The 18962-nt window shown below is 67.4% G+C and carries 16 protein-coding genes; 9 read left to right on the forward strand and 7 right to left on the reverse strand.

The features are described 5' to 3' along the window. Nucleotides 1–61: 61 nt before the first annotated feature. Nucleotides 62–1144 (forward strand): AraC family transcriptional regulator, encoded by a 1083-nt coding sequence (locus tag DIE21_RS02770; RefSeq protein ID WP_124495794.1) that lies wholly within the window; start codon nt 62–64, stop codon nt 1142–1144. A gap of 215 nt (nt 1145–1359) precedes the next feature. On the opposite strand, the gene DIE21_RS02775 is transcribed toward DIE21_RS02770, so the two are convergent. From DIE21_RS02775 to DIE21_RS02785, 3 genes are all read right to left on the reverse strand, one after another. After that, the gene (locus DIE21_RS02775; RefSeq protein ID WP_124495796.1) at nt 1360–1809 is read right to left on the reverse strand and encodes an aconitase X swivel domain-containing protein; all 450 of its coding nucleotides are present in this window, start codon (nt 1807–1809) and stop codon (nt 1360–1362) included. After that, nucleotides 1802–3049, reverse strand: coding sequence for an aconitase X (locus DIE21_RS02780; RefSeq protein ID WP_124495798.1), 1248 nt, complete (start codon nt 3047–3049; stop codon nt 1802–1804). The genes DIE21_RS02775 and DIE21_RS02780 overlap by 8 nt, the downstream gene beginning before the upstream one ends. 69 nt (nt 3050–3118) lie before the next feature. Continuing rightward, nucleotides 3119–3547, reverse strand: a complete 429-nt coding sequence (locus DIE21_RS02785) for a MarR family winged helix-turn-helix transcriptional regulator (protein ID WP_124495800.1) — start codon at nt 3545–3547, stop codon at nt 3119–3121. 110 nt (nt 3548–3657) lie between these two features. Between DIE21_RS02785 and DIE21_RS02790 the strand changes: the two genes are divergently transcribed. The 5 genes from DIE21_RS02790 to DIE21_RS02810 all read left to right on the forward strand — a co-directional run bounded on the left by DIE21_RS02790 (nt 3658) and on the right by DIE21_RS02810 (nt 9329). Then, nucleotides 3658–4578: a LysR family transcriptional regulator gene (locus DIE21_RS02790; protein ID WP_124495802.1), complete on the forward strand. Its 921-nt coding sequence runs from the start codon at nt 3658–3660 to the stop codon at nt 4576–4578. Between the two features lie 107 nt (nt 4579–4685). After that, complete coding sequence (locus DIE21_RS02795) at nt 4686–5117, forward strand: MarR family winged helix-turn-helix transcriptional regulator (RefSeq protein WP_124495804.1); 432 nt, start codon at nt 4686–4688, stop codon at nt 5115–5117. Nucleotides 5118–5181: 64 nt separating this feature from the next. Then, complete coding sequence (locus tag DIE21_RS02800; protein ID WP_124495806.1) at nt 5182–6270, forward strand: HlyD family secretion protein; 1089 nt, start codon at nt 5182–5184, stop codon at nt 6268–6270. Nucleotides 6271–6283: 13 nt separating this feature from the next. Then, a complete protein-coding gene (locus DIE21_RS02805) occupies nt 6284–7858 on the forward strand; it encodes a DHA2 family efflux MFS transporter permease subunit (RefSeq protein ID WP_124495808.1) in 1575 nt (524 codons plus the stop codon). Nucleotides 7859–7874: 16 nt separating this feature from the next. After that, nucleotides 7875–9329, forward strand: coding sequence for an efflux transporter outer membrane subunit (locus DIE21_RS02810; protein ID WP_124495810.1), 1455 nt, complete (start codon nt 7875–7877; stop codon nt 9327–9329). 103 nt (nt 9330–9432) lie between these two features. Here the strand turns inward: DIE21_RS02810 and DIE21_RS02815 are convergent, their stop codons facing one another. Continuing rightward, complete coding sequence (locus DIE21_RS02815; protein ID WP_124495963.1) at nt 9433–9843, reverse strand: TIGR02594 family protein; 411 nt, start codon at nt 9841–9843, stop codon at nt 9433–9435. Nucleotides 9844–10034: 191 nt separating this feature from the next. On the opposite strand from DIE21_RS02815, the gene DIE21_RS02820 reads away from it, so the two are divergent. From DIE21_RS02820 to DIE21_RS02830, 3 genes are all read left to right on the forward strand, one after another. Continuing rightward, the gene (locus tag DIE21_RS02820) at nt 10035–10946 is read left to right on the forward strand and encodes a LysR substrate-binding domain-containing protein (RefSeq protein ID WP_124495961.1); all 912 of its coding nucleotides are present in this window, start codon (nt 10035–10037) and stop codon (nt 10944–10946) included. Between the two features lie 123 nt (nt 10947–11069). Continuing rightward, nucleotides 11070–12386, forward strand: a complete 1317-nt coding sequence (locus DIE21_RS02825) for an MFS transporter (protein WP_124495812.1) — start codon at nt 11070–11072, stop codon at nt 12384–12386. 12 nt (nt 12387–12398) lie between these two features. Continuing rightward, a complete protein-coding gene (locus tag DIE21_RS02830) occupies nt 12399–13640 on the forward strand; it encodes an amidohydrolase family protein (protein ID WP_124495814.1) in 1242 nt (413 codons plus the stop codon). An 86-nt stretch (nt 13641–13726) separates the two neighbouring features. On the opposite strand, the gene glmS is transcribed toward DIE21_RS02830, so the two are convergent. The 3 genes from glmS to DIE21_RS02845 form a co-directional block, all read right to left on the reverse strand. Beyond that, entirely contained in the window at nt 13727–15544 is a 1818-nt protein-coding gene (glmS, locus tag DIE21_RS02835; RefSeq protein ID WP_124495816.1) for a glutamine--fructose-6-phosphate transaminase (isomerizing), read from the reverse strand. 47 nt (nt 15545–15591) lie between these two features. Continuing rightward, entirely contained in the window at nt 15592–16680 is a 1089-nt protein-coding gene (locus tag DIE21_RS02840) for a hypothetical protein (RefSeq protein WP_124495818.1), read from the reverse strand. A 91-nt stretch (nt 16681–16771) separates the two neighbouring features. Beyond that, a complete protein-coding gene (locus DIE21_RS02845) occupies nt 16772–18922 on the reverse strand; it encodes a hypothetical protein (RefSeq protein ID WP_124495820.1) in 2151 nt (716 codons plus the stop codon). Nucleotides 18923–18962: the final 40 nt, after the last annotated feature.

Genomic DNA, 18962 nt, shown 5'->3' on the forward strand with positions numbered 1-18962 from the left:
AAGCGATAGGTGCCATCGTAGGCCGCGCGCCGCCTTGAACGTGAGGGGGCAAACAGCCATAATGCTTGTCATTTCCGGCCAAAACGACATGACCTCTCCGCCACGCAAGGACCACCTCGGGCTGCGCCGGCCGACGATTCCGGTCGCCTATACACGCCTGCTGCTGCAGGCGCTGGCCGCGCGCGGCGTCGATCTGGCCGCGGTGCGCGCGGGCACCGGGCTGCGCGACGCGGTGTTGGCCGAACCGGACGCGCGCGTCGCGCCATCGCAATGGGGCCGGCTCGTGCTCAATGCGATCGAGATCGGCGGCGATCCGGGCATCGGGCTCGCGTTCGGGCTGCTGCTGAAGCCAACCGTGCACGGCTTCCTCGGCTATGCGACGCTGACCGCCCGGGACATCCGCGACGCGCTGGTCGTCACGCAGCGCTACTTCCGGATGCGCAACCGCCAATATCGGCTGACCTATGCGGAGGACGAACACGGCGCGACGCTCGAACTGCACGGCGTGCAGGCAAGCCCCGTGCTGCAGCATCACGTGATGTTCGAGTTCGTGCTGACCGGGCTCGCGCAAAACATCTCGCAGTGGTCCGGGCGCGCGTCGCCGCCGATTACGCTGCGCTTCGCGTGGCCGGAGCCCGGGTATTTCGCGCGTTACCGCGCCCAATTGCCGCCGGTCGAATTCGGCTGCGCCGCGAACGCGCTGTGGATCGCGCGCGAGGTGCTCGACTGGCCGCTGCCGCTCGCCGACGAAGTCGCGCACCGGCAGGCGCTCGTGCAGGTCGAGCGCGAGTATGCGCAGGTGCGCCAGGAGGAAGGCGATCTCGTCGAGCGCGTGCGCGCGGAACTGGCGCGCACGGCCGGCGACTATTCGAGCCCGGAGGCGCTCGCCGATGCACTGCTCGTGTCGACGCGCACGCTGCGGCGCCGGCTCGAGGAAGCCGGATCGAGCTATCGGGAACTGCTCGACGAAGCGCGGTTTCGCGACGCGAAGCAGTTGCTGTCGGCATCGGACCTCGACCTGAAGACGATCGCCGAGCGGCTGCAATTCACCGACCCGGCGAATTTCACGCGGGCGTTCCGGCGCTGGGCCGGGCAGACGCCGAGCGCTTATCGGGAAGCGGCCGGCAATCCGGCGCGCGAGTAAGCGGGAAGGCTCGCGCAAGCGCGGCGGCTGGCGCGACCCGCCTGCCGCAGGGAAAGCACTCACACCGGACACCCGAAGGTAGCGGCGCATTCGTGTGATCCGGGTCAATGGAACGACGCCCGACGCATCGGCTGCCGACGTCAATGCGCGCTGCCGCCCCGTCACCGGCATCGATCCGCCTCTCGCCGAGGTGAACGGACGCCGAGCGCGACGCGTCAATTGCCGACGTCAATCCGCGCGCCGCCGTCCCCTTCACCCGCCTCGATCCGCACCTCGCCGGTCGCGGCAACGATCGCGTCATACACATCGTCGGTCACGCACACCACCGGCACCGCGATCGCATACAGTTCGGCGGCAACGATCGCGCCGATCGAGATGATCAGGTCGCGCTCCTTCAGCACGATCCCGACCGGCCCGGTGCCGTTGCGCACGGCTTCCGCGAGCACGCTGCTGCTCGAACTCGACCCCTTCGCATGCGGCATCACCATGATCCGGCCGGCCAGGCTCGCGCCGGCCTGCGGATGCCCGCGATCGACGATCCGCCCCGCGCCCGAGTCGTAGCCGCCCCAGAAGCTGAGCGGCTTGTCGAGCACGATCGTCCTTGCGCATGCGCTGCCCGGTACGAGCGTGTCGCCCGTCAGTTTCCCGATCGTTGTGTCAGTCATCGAATCGCACCTTTCCTTCGAACGCGGAACGCACGCACTCGCGCATGCTGCCGTACGCGACCGTGACGCCGATGTTCGCGGGCGCATACGACGCCCACTTCCCGGAGTTGGTCATCACCAGGCCCGACAGCTGCTTCATCACCGGCGTGATGTACGTGCAGGTGTCGACGACGATCTGGATGCCGCGCGCGTCGAACTTGTCGGCGAGCCCGAGCTCGCCCAGCTCCCACAGGATGAAGCGGCTCGTGTTCACGTAGAAATCGCACTTCGGCTTGCCGTCGAACCGATCGAGCAGCGCGTCGAGCGTGCGGAATTCGGCCAGCGAGAAATGCGGCGTGCCGAGCGCGACCGCGACGAGCGCATCGCCGGCCGCGCCGTGGTTCAGCGTGCGGCGGATCTCGTCGAGATCGGCCATCGCGACATCGACCGTTCGCAGCGCCGCCTGCCCGTGCAATGCGGCGTCGAGCGTCGGCGCCTCGGGCGTGACGCCCACCGCATGGAACAGCGCGACCGCCCCGCTCGATGCGGCGGCGGCACCCAGTGCCTTGAGTTCGTCTTCGGTGGTGTCCGCGGGCAACCCGACAATCGCCGGCACGATCGCGCCGGCGATCCTGCCGATCAGCAACCCGAGCGCCGCGAAATGGATGTCGCGCGACGGCCGGTTGCCGAAGTCCGGCGCGTTGAACACGATCCGCGCCGCGCGATTCGCTTCGACATGCAGCCCCGCATACGGCGCACGTCCGGTAATCGCGGCGGCCAGGTCGAGAAAGTCGCCATAGCGGCTGGTGCGCGCACCGAGCACCGAATTGGCGAACACGATCGCATTGGATTCGGCCCACGCGATCTGCTCGCCCAGGCGCGGACGCTTCTCCAGCTGATACGGCGCGCACGTGAAGCTCGATTCGCAGCCGAGCTGCAGGTGCGCATCCATCAGGCGCCGCGCGTCGCGCTGGATCATGCGGTCGCCGTGATACAGCTCGGGATGGATCAGGTCGAGCGACCCGACGTTCAGGGTGGTCGGCACCGCGACCTGCGCGCCGGTGTCGACGAAATACTCGACGAAGTCGAGGCTCGTCCGGCCGTGGTAAAGACAGCCGTCGATATGCGCGGACGTGATGTCGATCAGGTGCGGCGCCGACATGACCTCTGCCGTGCGCGCGACGATCCGCATCGCGCGTGCGACGCCGTCGCCGAATGCGCCGCGCAACATCGCGTCGTCGCGCTCGCTCAACTGCAGCATGAGGGGTGCTCCTCGTGTCTCGTCCGGTGGCTCCGGATCGCTTTCGTCATACTACCGCGCGCGTTGCGCCTATCGCTGCGCCGTCAGGCTGAACAGCTCGTCGCGCAGCGCCTTGGCCCGGCCGCGGCCGAACTGCGTCTCGAACTCGTCCTGCGCGGCCTGCCACGCGACTTTCGCCTGCGCGTAGGTGTGCTCGCCGAGCTTCGTCAGGCTGAGCGCATGCGCGCGTGCGTCATGCTCGGACGCGGCCGCGGCGACGAATCCGTCGCGCTGCAGCGGCTTCAGCGCGCGCAACAGCGTCGTGCGATCCATGACCAGCCGATCGGCGAGCTCGCTCATCACCAGGCCGGGCCGGCGCGACAGGTTCGCCATGATCGAGAACTGCGCGGGCGTGACCCCGACCGGGGCCAGATGCCGCTCGTAGAGTTGCGTGACGAAGCGCGCCGCCTGACGCAGCGCGAGGCAATTGCAGGCCTGGGTCATCTGGATATCGTTCATGACCGGCAATTTATATGTGCATATACATAAAGTCAATGTACACTCCGCCGTAACATGGCCGGGCCGGCCGCGTGCATCGGGCGCCCCGCCATCGCCTCGAGGAGACGGACATGGACTACATCGACAAGCTGCGGATCTTCCGGTCGGTGGTGGAGATGCGCAGCTTCACGCGCGCCGCCGACATGCACGGCCTCGCGCGGCCGGTCGTGTCGCGGGCGGTCGCGGATCTGGAGGCGCGCTTCGGCAGCCGCCTGCTGCACCGGACCACGCGCCAGGTCTCGCTGACCGAAACCGCCGAGCGCATCTACGAACGCTGCGCGGCCGTGCTCGACGAACTCGACTCGCTGGAAGCGCAGGCGCAGTCGCATACGCGCGAGCCCGAAGGGCTGCTGCGCCTCGTCGCGCATACGACGGCCGCGCTGAACCGGCTCGTGCCGCTGATCGCCGGCTTCAAGGCCGCGCATCCGAAGGTACGGCTCGACGTCACGCTGACCGAGCGCCCGGTCGACCTCGTCGGCGAAGGCTACGACATCGGCATCGTCGTGCCGTACATGCTGACGAGCGAGACGACCGTCGTGCGGCTGGTCGAACGCATTCCGGTGGTGATCGTCGCGACGCCCGCCTATCTGCGCGCGCATCCGCGTCCCGAGACGCCGGCCGAACTCGCCGATCATGCGTTCGTGCCAATGTCGCCGTCGCTGCGCCGGCCCGCGCTGTCGTTCCGCGTCGGCGGCGACACGCTGACCGTGCCGTTGAGCTTCGACATCTCGTCGAACAGCCCCGTCTTCAACCGCGAAATGGTGATGCACGACTTCGGCATCGGCGTCGTGCCGAAAACGCTCGTCGAAGCCCAACTCGCGTCGGGCGCGCTCGTGCAGCTGCTCGAAGGCGCCGATCTCGTCGACGCGTTCGTGGAGATCAAGCTCGCCTACGCGAACCGCGCGCTGCTGCCCGCGAAGGTCAAGGCGTTCATCGACTACACGGCCGCGTACTGCGACCGCGAAGGCGGGATTGTTCCGGCCGCGGCCTGATCCGGCGCGAGAACGCGCCGCTGGGCCGCCGATTGGTACAGCCACGACACCAATCTGATCCTGCCCCGCCCCTCGCTTCGCTCCGCGTTGCCGCCTAACATGTGCACATGCACAAAAGCACACTCACCGACGACGATTGCTTCGCGGTCCGGCAAGCCGCCCGGCGAATCTCGCAGTTCTACGAGCGCTACCTGTCGCGGGCGGGCGTCACGCCGTCGCAGTACAGCATTCTCGCGCTGCTGCGGGAGCGCCCGGGCCTGACGATGGCGACGCTGTCGGCGGTGCTGGTGATCGAGCGCACGGCGCTCCTGCGCGCGCTCAAGCCGCTGGTCGGCGCGGCGCTCGTGACGGGCCGGATCGAGCCGCGTTGCCGCCGCCAGACGTTCGCGCTGACCACGCACGGCGAAACGAAGATCGCCGACGCGCATGTGCACTGGCTCGCCGCGCAGGAAGCGTTCGAGCGGCGCTTCGGGCCGGCCCAGGCGGCCCGCCTCAGAGACGAATTGTTCCGGATCACGCACAACCTGCCGGAACGCTAACCCCTTCCCCGATCGGCGACGCGTCGTCGGTCGTTTCGATAAGTGCATATACATAGGTGAATCGATGGAAACGACCCAAGCCGCTGCCTCCCGCGAGGCAGCCACAATCGAGCGGCCGGCCAAGCAACGCCGCGTGCCGTGGATGCGCATCGCGGTGGGCGCGGTGATCGTCGTGGTGGCCGCTGCCGTGCTCGACTGGCTGTTCGTGCTGCGCTTCCAGGAGAGCACCGACGATGCGTATGTCGGCGGCGACGTCACGGTGCTCGCGCCGAAGGTGAACGGCTTCGTCGACAAGATCCTCGTGACGGACAACCAGCGCGTGAAGGCCGGCGACGTGCTCGTGCAGCTCGATGCGCGCGACTACGATGCGAAGCTCGCGCAGGCCACCGCGGAAGTCGACAGCGCGCGCTCCGCGGTGACCGAACTCGAAGCGAAGCAGCAACTGCAGTACGCGGTAATCGGCCAGCATGCGGCGGACAGGAACGCGTCGTCGGCCGAGCTCACGCGTGCGTCGTCGGACCGCGTGCGCTACCGCGAGCTCGTGAAATCCGACGCGGTGTCGAACCAGATCGTCGAACGCGCGGACGCCGACTATTCGAAGGCGGATGCGGCCGTCGCACGCAGCGACGCCGCGCTGCTCGCATCGAAGCGGCAGCTCGACGTGCTCGGCGCGCAGCTCGCCGATGCGCGGGCCCGCGTGAACACGGCACTGGCCGCGCAGCGCGTCGCGGCGCTCAACGTCGAATACACGACGATCCGCTCGCCGGTCGACGGCTACGTCGGCAACCGCACGGGCCGCGTCGGGATGCTCGCGAACGTCGGCGTGCCGCTGCTGACGGTCGTGCCCGCGTCGGGGCTGTGGATCGACGCGAACTTCAAGGAAGACCAGCTGCGCAAGATGCGCGCGGGCGATCGCGTCGACGTGACGCTCGACGCATCGAGCACACAGCTGCATGGCCGCGTCGACAGCCTGGCGCCCGCGACCGGCGCAACCTTCAGCGTGCTGCCGCCCGAGAACGCGACCGGCAACTTCACGAAGATCGTCCAGCGCGTGCCGGTGCGCGTGCATCTCGATCCTCGACCGGGCATCGGGCAGGTGCTGCGCCCCGGCCTGTCCGCGGTCGTGACCGTGCACACCGACCACGCGAACTGAACGGGAGCCGACGATGACCACCGCGTTTTCCGGCGACCCCGCGTCGCAACCGACGAAGCAGCGCGTCTTCGCGTTCGCGCTGATGTGCGTCGGCTTCTTCATGGCGACGCTCGACATCCAGATCGTCGCGTCGTCGCTGCGCGACATCGGCGGCGGACTGTCCGCCAGCCAGGACGAACTGTCGTGGGTGCAGACGGCCTACCTGATCGCCGAGATCATCGTGATCCCGATGTCGGGCTGGCTGTCGAAGGTGATGTCGACGCGCTGGCTGTTCGTCGCGTCGGCCATCGGCTTCACGATCACGAGCATGCTGTGCGGGCTCGCGTGGGACATCAACTCGATGATCCTGTTCCGCGGGCTGCAGGGCGCGCTCGGCGCCGCGATGATCCCGACCGTGTTCACGACTGCGTTCGTGCTGTTCCCGGGCAAGCAGCGGCTGATCGCGTCGACGACGATCGGCGCGCTCGCGTCGCTCGCGCCGGCGATCGGGCCCGTGATCGGCGGCTGGATCACCGATCAATGGTCGTGGCACTGGCTGTTCTACCTGAACCTCGTGCCCGGCATCGCCGTGGCCGTGCTGGTGCCGCGCTACGTGCATATCGACGAACCCGACCTGAGCCTCATCAAGCGCGGCGACTATCTCGGCATCGCGCTGATGTCGGGCTTCCTCGGCTGCCTCGAATACGTGCTGGAGGAAGGCCCGCGCAAGAACTGGTTCAGCGACGACGCGATCGTCATCTGCGCGTGGATCTCCGGCATCTGCGGCGTCCTGTTCATCGTGCATGCGCTGACCGCCGAAGACCCGATCGTCGACCTGCGCGCGCTCGCCGTGCGCAACTTCGGGATCGGCAGCCTGCTGTCGTTCGTGACGGGCATCGGTATCTTCGTCACCGTGTTCCTGACGCCGCTGTTTCTCGCCCAGGTGCGTGCGTTCAGTTCACTGCAGATCGGCATCGCGCTGCTGTCGGTCGGCGCGTTCCAGCTGCTCGCGCTTTGCGCGTATGCGTTCGCCGCGCGCTACTTCAGCATGCGCGCGCTGCTCGTGTTCGGGCTCGTCTGCTTCGGCCTCGGCTGCTACCTGTACACGCCGATCACGCACGACTGGGGCTGGCGGGAACTGCTGCTGCCGCAGGCGCTGCGCGGGATCGGCCAGCAGTTCAGCGTGCCGCCGATCGTGACGATGGCGCTCGGTTCGCTGCCGCAGTCGCGGCTGAAATCGGCCAGCGGCCTGTTCAACCTGATGCGCAACCTCGGCGGTGCGATCGGCATCGCAGTGAGCGCGACGATGCTCAACGACCGGCTGAACTTCCACTACCTGCGCCTGAACGAGCACGTGAGCGCCGGCGAGCCGCAGGTCGCGTCGCTGCTCGACCGCCAGGCCGCGTACTGGACCTCGGTGGCCGGCAATACGCTGGATACCGCGCAGGCGAGCCTCGCGAACCTGCACCGCCTGATCTATCGCGAGGCGCTGACGCTCACCTACGCGGATGCGTATTACGCGCTGTCGCTGTGCTTCGTGGTCGCGCTGATCGCCGTCGCGTTTTCCCGTCCCATCACCCTGAACGCGCCGCCGCCGGACGCACATTGAAGCCGAGGTCATCATCATGAAAAAGCTACTCGTCGCGCTGGCCGTCAGCGCATTCGCCGCGGGGTGTGCGGTGCAGCCCGCGCAGCACCCCGCGCTGCACGATTCCGTGCAATCGCTCGCGCCCGCCGCGTGGGACACCGACGTGCCGCGCGCGGACATCGGCGCCGCCGCGTGGTGGGCGCGGTTCAACGATCCCGTGCTCGACCGGCTGATCGCGACCGTGCTCGACGGCAACCTCGATCTGCAGGCCGCCGCCGAACGCGTGAAGCAGGCGCAGGCGCTGACCGTGCAGAAGCGCGCGGCGCTGCTGCCCGAACTCGACGCGACCGCGCGTGCGGCCGATGCGCGCCAGAACACGCCGCCGCCGCTCGGCTATGTGCGGCAGGCCGGCGCGGGACTCGCGCTGAGCTGGTCGCCGGACGTGTTCGGCGGCGAACGGCTCGACCTGCTGGCCGCGCAGGCCGAACTGGTCGGGCAAAGGCATGCGGAAGACGCGATGCGGCTCGCGCTCGCGGCCGATGCGGCCGGCGCGTACGTCGACCTGCGCTGGGCGCAGCAGGAACTGAAGATCCTGCAGGACAACGCGGCGATCCGTCAGCATGCGCTCGAACTCACGCGCAAGCGCCAGGCGTTCGGGCTGTCGACGGAACTCGACGTCACGCGCGCGCAGAACCAGCTCGATGCGCTCGAGGCGCGGATTCCGCCGACACGGGCGCAGATTGCGCATCAGCTCAACCTGATCGCCGTGTATTCAGGCCGCACGCCCGAGTCGATCGACCGGCTCGTGCTCGCGCAGGCCGGCGCGATTCCGGCGCCGCCGGCCGGGTCGCCCGCTACGTTGCCCTCGCAGGCGCTGCTGCGCCGGCCCGACGTGCTCGCCGCTTACGCGCAGGTCGAGCGGCGCGCGGCGCAGGTCGGCGTCGCGAAGGCCGAGCGGTATCCAAAGTTCTCGCTGAACCTGACGGACGGGATTCTGGCCGCGTCGTACCTCGGGTTGCCGACGCTGACCGACAACCTGTTCAGCGCGGCGTTGAGCGCGACCAGCCCGATCTTCAACGCCGGGCGGATCACGGCCGACATCACGCAGAGCGAAAGCCGGATGCGCGAGTCGGAACTCGGGTTGCGGCAGACGATGCTGCAGGCGCTGCGGGAAGTCGAGGATGCGCGCGCGAACCTCGTCGGCAGCGATGAAGCGACACGGCGGCTCGACAGTGCGCTTGCGGCGTCGGACAAGTCGCTCGGGCTGGCGAACCAGCTCTACAAGGGAGGCGCGACGGATTTTCTGGACGTGCTGTCCGCGCAGGAGGTGTATCTGCGGGACTCGGATGCGCTCAACCAGGTGAAGCGCGAGCATGCGTTGGCGGCGGTCGCGCTTTATCGGTCGCTCGGGGGCGGGTGGAGCAGGAATGGTGCGGCGGGCGGGCCGGAGACGGCGCCCGTGGCCGTGGCTGCCGCTGGCGCGACGAACTGACCGCGACCGCCGTGCGACGCCGGCCTCGCGATCTCCGGGCCGGCTTCCCGGCCGGGCCGATGCGGCGCGGGCAACAGCTTGGCAGCGGCTGACCGTGGCCCGGTCAGCCGGCGGCAGGCCACCGGTATCCGATCACCTCGGTCACCGGATACGCGAGCTCGCGCACCGCCTCGAGCTGGTTGCCGCCGAACAGGTGCACCTGCAGGTCGTCGTGACGCAGATAGAACCCGACGTGACCCTTCCAGCTCGCGGGATCGTCGCGCGTCAGGATCGCGATGCAGCCGTACACGGGGCGCTCCAGCGGGCGCCCCCATTCGAGCCACGAACGCGCAAGCGCGGAACCCGTGCCACGGATGCCCGCATGCGTCATGCACCAGTTGACGAACGACGAACACCACGAAATCTTGTCGTCGTAGCCGACCAGGTTCGTGTGATCGTTGTATTCAACGATGCGCGGATTGACGCTGCCGGGCGGAAAGCGGCGGATGCCCAGCTCGGCCAGCGCGACGGGCATCCACGGCGGATGGCCGGCCTGCGGGTTGCCCTCGGGGTTCGATCGGATCACGACGGTCTCGATGGAATGCGGGTGGAAGCTCGCTCAATCTTCGCACGAATACGACGTGCCGGCAGTACCTTTTCCGGCACGCGATTTCCGGCCCCTACACCCGTATCATGTCGGCAGCGACCTCGATCCTCACGCCCGCCATGCGCATCACGCCCCTGCCGCCCCTTCAGTGCCTCGTCGCGTTCGAAGCCGCCGTGCGGCACGCGAGCTTCACGAAGGCCGCCGCCGAACTGCACCTGACGCAAAGCGCGATCAGCCGCCAGATCCAGCAGCTCGAGGAATTCCTCGGCCGTTCGCTGTTCGTTCGCGAACACCGCTCGCTGCGGCTGACGATCGCCGGCGAGCAATACGCGGCGCAGGTTCATCATCTGCTCACGCAATGCGCGGAAGCGACGCACGACGTGATGAAGCCGTACGGCGATCTCGAACTGACGGTCGCCTGCTCGTCCGGCGTCGCCCTGCTGTGGCTCACGCCACGCCTGCCCGCGTTCCGCGTTGCGTATCCGGACCTCAAGCTGCGCCTGATCGTGCGCGACGGCCTGGCGTCGATGTCGCCCGCGGAATTCGACGTCGGCGTCTACTATGTGCGCCAGCAGGCGCCCGCCGAGTACACCGCGCGCCGCCTGTTCGACGAGGAAGTATTCCCGGTCTGCGCGCCGGGCTACCTGGCCGGCCGCACGCTGAGCGCGGCCGACCTCGCGAGCGAGACGCTGCTGCGCCTCGAGGACGGCCAACGCCAATGGATGTCGTGGTCCGAATGGTTCGGCATGAACGACGTCGACCGGCAAAAGGCGCAGCCGCAGGACATCACGATCAACTCGTATCCGCAGATCGTGCAGATGACCATCCTCGGCCAGGGCGTATCGCTCGGCTGGCGCTACATGATCGACGCGTGCATCGAGGCAGGCCTGCTCGTGCGGGTGACGGAAGCCTCCGCGAGCCACGGCGGCGGCTATTACGTGATCTCGCCGAACGATCGCGCGCAGAACCAGGCGGCACGACTGTTTTCGCGCTGGCTGTTCGAACAGGCGGACCAGCAGACCGCGCCGTGATTGCGATGCATGCGCCGTGCGCATGCGTGCATGCAAATCTTTCGTTTCAGAAAAAAAACCGGCTGTCCTTAGCATGGGGTTCATGCGGGACACCCGTCCCGTCTTCTGAGAAAGGAAGAGACCATGCAAGGAACGCTTTCCCCGCGCGCCGCGCGTTCCGTCGATGCGGCTACCCAGCAGCGCCGCCGCGCCATCGTTGCGACCGTGATCGGCAACGGCCTCGAATGGTTCGACTTCACCGTCTACAGCTTCTTCGCGGTGATCATCGCGAAGCTGTTCTTCCCAACGGGCAATGAACTGACGTCGGTGCTGCTCACCGTCGCGACGTTCGGTGTCGGCTTCTTCATGCGGCCGGTGGGCGGCATCGTGCTCGGCGTCTACGCGGACAAGGCCGGACGCAAGGCCGCGCTGTCGCTGACGATCCTGATGATGGCGTTCGGCACCGCGCTGATCGGGCTCGCGCCGACCTACGAGCAGGCCGGCATCGCCGCGCCGCTGCTGATCGTCGTCGCGCGGCTGCTGCAAGGCTTCTCCGCCGGTGGCGAGATGGGCGGCGCCACCGCGTTCCTCACCGAGTACGCGCCGCCGGAGAAGCGCGCGTACTACTCGAGCTGGATCCAGTCGAGCATCGGTTTCGCGGTGCTGCTCGGTGCGGCCACCGGCACGTTCGTCACGACGTCGCTCGATGCGCAGGCGTTGCATGGCTGGGGCTGGCGGCTGCCGTTCCTGCTCGGGATCGTCGTCGGGCCGGTCGGCTACTTCATCCGCAGCCATCTCGACGAAACGCCCGCGTTCAGCGCCGTCGAAGCACAGGCGAAGGAAACCTCCCCGCTGAAGGAAGTGCTGTCGACCTACCCGCGCGAGACGTTCGCCAGCTTCTCGATGGTGATCCTGTGGACGGTCTGCACGTACGTGCTGCTGTTCTACATGCCGACCTATTCGGTGCGCACGCTGCACCTGCCGCAGTCGACCGGCTTCGCGGCCGGCATGGTCGGCGGGCTGATGATCATGTGCTGCTCGCCGATCGTCGGCAAGCTCGCCGACGCGTGGGGCCGGCGCGTGTTCCTGTCCGGCTCGGCGCTCGCGATCCTGGTGCTCGCGTGGCCGATGTTCGCGTGGATCAACCACGCGCCCGGCTTTGCATCCCTGATCGTGTTCCAGGCCGTGTTCGGCGTGCTGATCGCGACGTATACCGGGCCGATTCTCGCGGCGTTCGCCGAGCTGTTTCCGACCAAGGTGCTGTCGACCGGGTTGTCGGTCGCCTACAACTTCGCGGTAACCCTCTTCGGTGGCTTCGCACCGTTCCTCATGACGTGGCTGATCGCCCGCACGGGCAGCAACATGGCGCCCGCGCTCTACGTGAGCGTCGCGGCCGCGGTCAGCCTCGTCGGCACGCGCTTCGTGAGGGACCCGCGGCGCAACGCGTCAACGACTCGATAAGGACCTTTCCCCATGACCATTACCGTGCTTCACGGCGGCAACGTGCTCGACCTCGAACGGGGCGTGCTGCTCGAACATCATCACGTCGTCATCGACGGCGAACGCATCGTCGAAGTCACCGATCGCCCCGCGGATTTTCCGAATGCCCACGTGATCGATGTGCGCGGGAAGACCGTGATGCCGGGGTTCATCGATTGCCACGTGCACGTGCTCGCTGCAAATGCGAACCTGGGCGCCAACGCGACGCAACCGAACATTCTCGCGGCAATCCGGTCGTTGCCGATTCTCGATGCGATGCTGGCGCGCGGGTTTACCAGCGTGCGGGACGCGGGTGGCGCGGACTGGAGCCTGATGCAGGCGGTCGAGACCGGGCTGGTTGCAGGGCCGCGGATCTTTCCGTCCGGCAAGGCGTTGTCGCAAACCGGCGGGCACGGCGATTTCCGGCCGCGCGGGGATGTCCTGGAGCCTTGCTCGTGCTGCTTTCGCACGGGGGCGATCGCCCGGGTCGTCGACGGCGTCGACGGCGTGCGGCTCGCCGTGCGCGAAGAGATTCAGAAAGGCGCGACGCAGATCAAGATCATGGCGTCGGGCGGCGTTGCCTCGCCGACCGATCCAATCGCGAACACGCAGTATTCGGAAGACGAGATCCGGGCGATCGTCGATGAAGCCGACGCCGCGAACACTTACGTGATGGCCCATGCTTATACGGGGCGCGCGATTGCACGCGCGGTGCGGTGCGGCGTTCGGACGATCGAGCACGGCAATCTCGTCGACGACGACGCGGCGAAGCTCATGCACGAGCGCGGTGCATTCGTCGTGCCCACGCTCGTCACGTATGACGCGCTGGCGAAACACGGCGCGCAGTTCGGGATGCCGGCGGATTCGGTGGCCAAGGTGGCCTCCGTGCGGCAGAAAGGACGCGAGTCGCTCGAAATTTACGCGAACGCCGGCGTGAAGATGGGCTTCGGATCCGACCTCCTCGGCGAAATGCACGCGTTCCAATGCGGCGAGTTCCGGATCCGGGCCGACGTGCTGGGCAATCTCGAGGCGCTCAGATCGGCGACGACGGTGGCGGCCGAGATCGTCAACATGCCGGGGCAACTGGGTGTGATTGCCGCGGGCGCGATCGCGGACGTCGTCGTGCTCGACGGGAATCCTCTCGACGATATCGGCATCGTCGCGGGGGAAGGCGAAAGCGTCGAATACGTGATGCAGCGAGGAAAAATCGTGAAGTCCCGGCCGGGCCTGCGCTGATCGCTTGCGCGGGCCGGCCGGCACCTGCGGCCGACGGCCCCGAAACGCGCCGGGGCCGCCGGCGCGGTCGACCGGCTCCCATCCCGTCACTCCACCGTCACCGATTTCGCCAGGTTCCTCGGCTTGTCGATATCCGCGCCGCGCAGGCATGCCGCGTGATACGCGAGCAACTGCAGCGGCACGACGTGCAGGATCGGCGACAACAGCCCGTAGTAATCCGGCATCCGCAGCACCGACACGCCTTCGCTGTTGTCGATCCGCGTATCGGCATCGGCGAATACGTAAAGCTGCCCGCCTCGCGCCCGCACTTCCTGCATGTTCGACTTGAGCTTCTCGAGCAGCGCGTCGTTCGGCGCGATCGTCGCGACCGGCATCGCGTGCGTGACGAGCGCGAGCGGCCCATGCTTCAGTTCACCGGCCGGATACGCTTCAGCGTGGATGTACGAAATCTCCTTGAGCTTCAGCGCGCCTTCCAGCGCGATCGGGTAATGCAGCCCGCGCCCGAGAAACAGCGCATTCTCGTGCCGCGAGAACTCCGCGGCCCAGCGCTCGATCTGCGGCTCCAGCGTGAGCACGTCCTCGAGCGCGCTCGGCAGCCGCCGCAACTGCGTCGTATAACGCGCGAGCTGCGCGTCGTCGACGTAGCCGCGCAGCCGGCCAAGCGTCACCGCGAGAATGAACAGCGCGACGAGCTGCGTCGTGAATGCCTTGGTCGACGCGACGCCGATTTCCGGGCCGGCCCGCGTCAGGAACCGCAGGCCGGTCTGACGCATCATCGCGCTGGTCGGCACGTTGCAGATCGCGAGCGTGTCGATATGACCGAGCGCCTGCGCGTACTTGAGCGCGGCGAGCGTGTCGGCGGTCTCGCCGGATTGCGACACGCTGATCACCAGCGTATTCGGCAGCGCGAGCGCGTCGCTGTAGCGGTATTCGCTCGCGATCTCGACCTGCGCGGGCAGGCGCGCGATCGTCTCGAGCCAGCGGCGCGCGGTCAGGCCGGAATAGTGACTCGTGCCGCATGCGAGGATCAGCACGTTGTCGATCTGCTCGAACGCCCGCGTGGCGTCCGGGCCGAACGTCGCCGGATCGAACAGCCCCGCGTCGGGAATGGTCGCGGCCACGGCCTGCGGTTGCTCGAAGATCTCCTTCTGCATGAAATGCCGGTACGGCCCGAGCTCGACCACGCCTTGCGTCGACGCAACGGTCTGGATCGGACGATCGACCGGTGTGCCGCCGCGTTCGAGAATCCGCACGCCGCCCGGCGTCAGCTCGACGATGTCGCCCTCCTCGAGAAAGATGAAGCGATCGGTGATGCCGGCCAGTGCGAGCGCGTCGGACGCGAGAAAGCATTCGTCGTCCTTCAGGCCGACGACGAGCGGCGACCCGGCGCGCGCGCCGATCAGCCGCTGCGGCTCGTGCTTGCTGAACACCGCGATCGCGTACGCGCCGTGCAGCTGCGACGTCGCATCGCGCACGGCGGCGAGCAGGTCGCCGCGATACTTGCTGTGGATCAGGTGGGCGACGACCTCGGTGTCGGTCTGGCCGTCGAACTCGTATTGCTCGTCAGACAGTTGCCTGCGCAACGTTTCGTGATTCTCGATGATGCCGTTGTGCACGAGCGCGATTTCGTCGCGCGAGAAGATCGGATGCGCGTTGCAGGTTGCGGGCGCGCCATGCGTCGCCCAGCGGGTATGCGCGATGCCGGTGCTGCCGGACAGCCCGGCGCTGCGCACGTGCGCGTCGAGATCGGCGACGCGCGACACACTGCGCTCGCGGCGCGCCTGGCCATCGACGACGGTCGCCACGCCGCATGAATCGTAGCCGCGATATTCGAGGCGGCGCAAGCCTTCAATCAGAATCGGAACGATGTTCCGTTGCGCGACCGCGCCGACGATGCCACACATGACACGTCTCCTTCCCTTTGTTCAGTCACGAACCGTGCGCCGTTGTGTCAGCGCGATCCGGTCACCGTCGCCGACGCCGTCGTGAAGCCGCATTGAGCGGGTGCGAGCGGATCGGCCATCCGGCTTTCGAATGCCAGGTAAAGCGCCTCCTCCAGTACGTTCCAGTGCGTGCCGTGACGGTATGGGCCCGAGCGGGCATACCAGCAGGCGACGGTGCTCCAGTCGTTCATCTTGAACGCGACCAGTGCGATCAGCCCCCACGGAAAATCGGAGCCGGCGAGCTGCATCCAGGTCTTGCCGTACTTCTGCATCCACTGCGCGTAGATCGTCTCGTTCGACTGGTCGGGCACCCGAATGCCGGACAGGATCGGGAAGATCTGCGCGACTTTCGCCGGATAGAAGGTCGCGTCACTGATCCGCTGCGTGCTGGCGCGAAAGCCCGATTGCGTGCCGCGCCAGAACACCTTGAGGATCGCCGCCGAGAGCCGGTCGGCACGCTGGCTCAACGGGCCCGCGCGCGCATACTCGGCGCGGCGCACGTAATACGCGGCGAGCGCCTGGAACGCGCTGTGTACCTCGACGTTGTCCATCAGCAGCGCGACTTGCAGTGACGACGAGATCTGGTAGACGCCAGTCGCCTTGTCGAGCAGCGTGTCGAGGTGCGCGGCCGCGCGGTTCAGGCTGAGTTCCCACGCGGCCGGCATCCCGTCGGGCGGCGCGAAGCGCGCGAGCAGCTCGATCCACGTCGCCATCATTGCGTCGTCCGCGTCGGCTTCCGCGCACGGGCTGGTCTGGCCGCCCTTCACGCAGTAACGATCGAAACCGCCGTCGGGACGCTGGCGCGGCAACACCCATGCGATCCACGCAAGTGCCGCCTGGCGGGCATTCATTTGGGTATCGGCAGCGGCAAGCAGGGCCTTCGCCGCGAAATAAGGATCGATGCCGGCGCCGTTCAGGCGCACGGTGATCGCTCCGTCGGGACGCTGGTACAAGCCGTTGAGCTGGAGTTCGGCGGCGCTCGCATGCAGCACGGAGCAGCACGCGGCGACGCAGCAGGCAACGCGCCACGCGTGGCACCGCCTGACGGTGGCCGCCACGCATGCGCGTGCAGCCGGGAAAAGCGCGGGCCGGTTCATGATCGGGGGCTCCTGCGCGGTAGTCCTGCGCAATCGTCGCCGGACGCGGCGTTGGCCGCGTCGCGCCCGGCGAACGTGTCGACGGTATGGCTCAGTGCACCTTGGCGCTGGTGAACTTGAGGCTGGTTCCGCTGTTCGCTGTCACGAGCCAGTAGGTCGAGTCGGTGATGTTCACACTGCCGCTGCCTTGCGTGATGATCGGTAATGCATACGCTGCCTTCGGCAGCAGCCAGGTCATGTTCGCCAGGCTGGCCGGGTGACTGGCGGAGAATGCCCAGCCACTGCCCGTATCGGTGGCCGACCACGTGACGTTCAGGCGCGACCGGTCGAACGCCGTGATGTCGGTCATCGTGTACCACCTGAACTGACCGAGCAATTTCAGCGTATTCGCTTGCGAGAAGATCGCGGACAGCGTCGACGTATAGGACGACGCGCCGAACGGGTGCGCATAGATCAGCCGGCTCGTGCGGTTCGCGACGACCCAGTTCATCAGCGCGGCGTACCAGTTGTTCACGTCGGTCGTCGGCACCGCATACTGCTGGAACTCCTCGAACGTCGCGTACTTGCCGAACGGCATCACGGGGTAAGCCCACAGGCCGGGGTTCAGCATCGCGCCGTTGCGGTATGCGCGGGTCGGCGCCGAACCGGTATGACCGGTGAAGTAGTACCCGTTAAAGCCGTTGCTTTCGAGCCAGTTCACCGACCAGGTCGGCGTGTTGCCTTCCGGTGCCGCGTATTCGACATCGGGCAGGCCCGTCGCGGCCTGAACGGCCTGGTGGTTCATCACCAGATACTGCGTGAACGTGCTCGCGTTCGTTTCGCTCGCATTCGCGCCCCAGTAGTCGTGGATCCAGCCGCCGTGGCTGCCGACGCGATGTCCCTTGGTGACGAAGTACTTGAGCAAATTCTGCGCCGTCGGGTTGTTGGCGAGATTGATGCCGTCGCCGTCGCCGAAAGTAGCCTCGTCCGGGCCAGCGGTCATCACGAGCGAGAACGGCCCGTTGTTCCATACGCCGAGACTCTTCAGGTAAAGCGCCGGCTGGATCTGGTCGCCCGCGCAGAAGTGCCAGTTGAACACGAGCCCGGCCTGCGCCTTCGGCAGCGGCGACAGCGACGCCAGGTGCAGCATCTGGGTGCCGAAGTAATGCAGGTAGCCGTGGATCAGCATGCCGTCGGTCTGGCCGTCGAGGTAGGCCAGCGGCAGGTTGACGAACAGCACGCCGCCGTTGCCGTACGTGTTGTAGCCGGACACCAGCCCGAAATTCGGCGAGGTCAGGATCGTCGTGCCGGCATAGGTGCCCTGCGTGACGAAGCTCGGGTAGGTCAGGAAACCGTATACGTAGCCGGAGATTCCTTCGAGCGTATCGGTGGTGGTCGCCAGCGTGGAAGCGAGCGTATTGGCCGTGGTGCCGGTCGCGGTGCTCAGGAGCGAACCGGCGCTGTACGTGGTCGTCTTCTTCAGCTTGCCGGTCACGGTGCCGGTCAGCTTCGGGAGCGTCTGGCTCAGCACGCCGCTGCCCGTGGGCGCCGTCGCGTACTGGAACCATGCCTGGTGATTGTAATTGGCGAGGCCGCCCGGGTTCGACGGGCTGGCGGACAGGAAGAGCGCGGAGCCGGACGTCGATGCCGACGTCGTCGACGTGCCGGCGCTGCTCGTCGACGCGAGCGAGCTCGCGGTCGTCGTGGTCGTGGTCGACGAAGTGGAGGTCCATGCCATCGACTTGCCCGGAGGCACCTGCAGCGTGCGCAGCCAGCTGCTCATGCCGGTCACGTTGCCGAGACCGATCATGTTGCCGCCGTATTGGTCATACAGCACGTAATCGACACCCGCCATGTTGCTGAAGCGCGATTTCGGGCTCACGTAGAAGCCGGCCGAATTCAGCACGCCGAAATCGTAGACGAGCATCACCTTGCCGCCGTTCAGCGCGTAGTTCTGGATCGCCGTCACGAGCGTATCGTCGGCCGTCGTATGAACCTGGTCCGGCAGGATCAGGCCCGGGTACTGCGACAGCGACGAACCGGCGGCCATGAACTCGCTGTCGGTCATTACCTTGATCTGCAGCCCTTCCTCCTGCGCGGTATCGAGCCACGCGGAGACACGCGAATCGGGCAGTGTCAGCGTGTCCGGCACCAACAGGAGGAGCTGGTTGGTGGCCGCCTGAACCCCGCCCGGACTGAATGCGATCGCGAGTGCGAACAACGCGAACAGAATCCGCAAGAACTTGCCTGACTTTGCCAACATGGTGTGCTCCTCGCTTAAGGAATGGCTGGCGCGCGGCAGC

This window comes from Burkholderia sp. Bp9140, assembly GCF_003853425.1.
Lineage (GTDB): Bacteria > Pseudomonadota > Gammaproteobacteria > Burkholderiales > Burkholderiaceae > Burkholderia.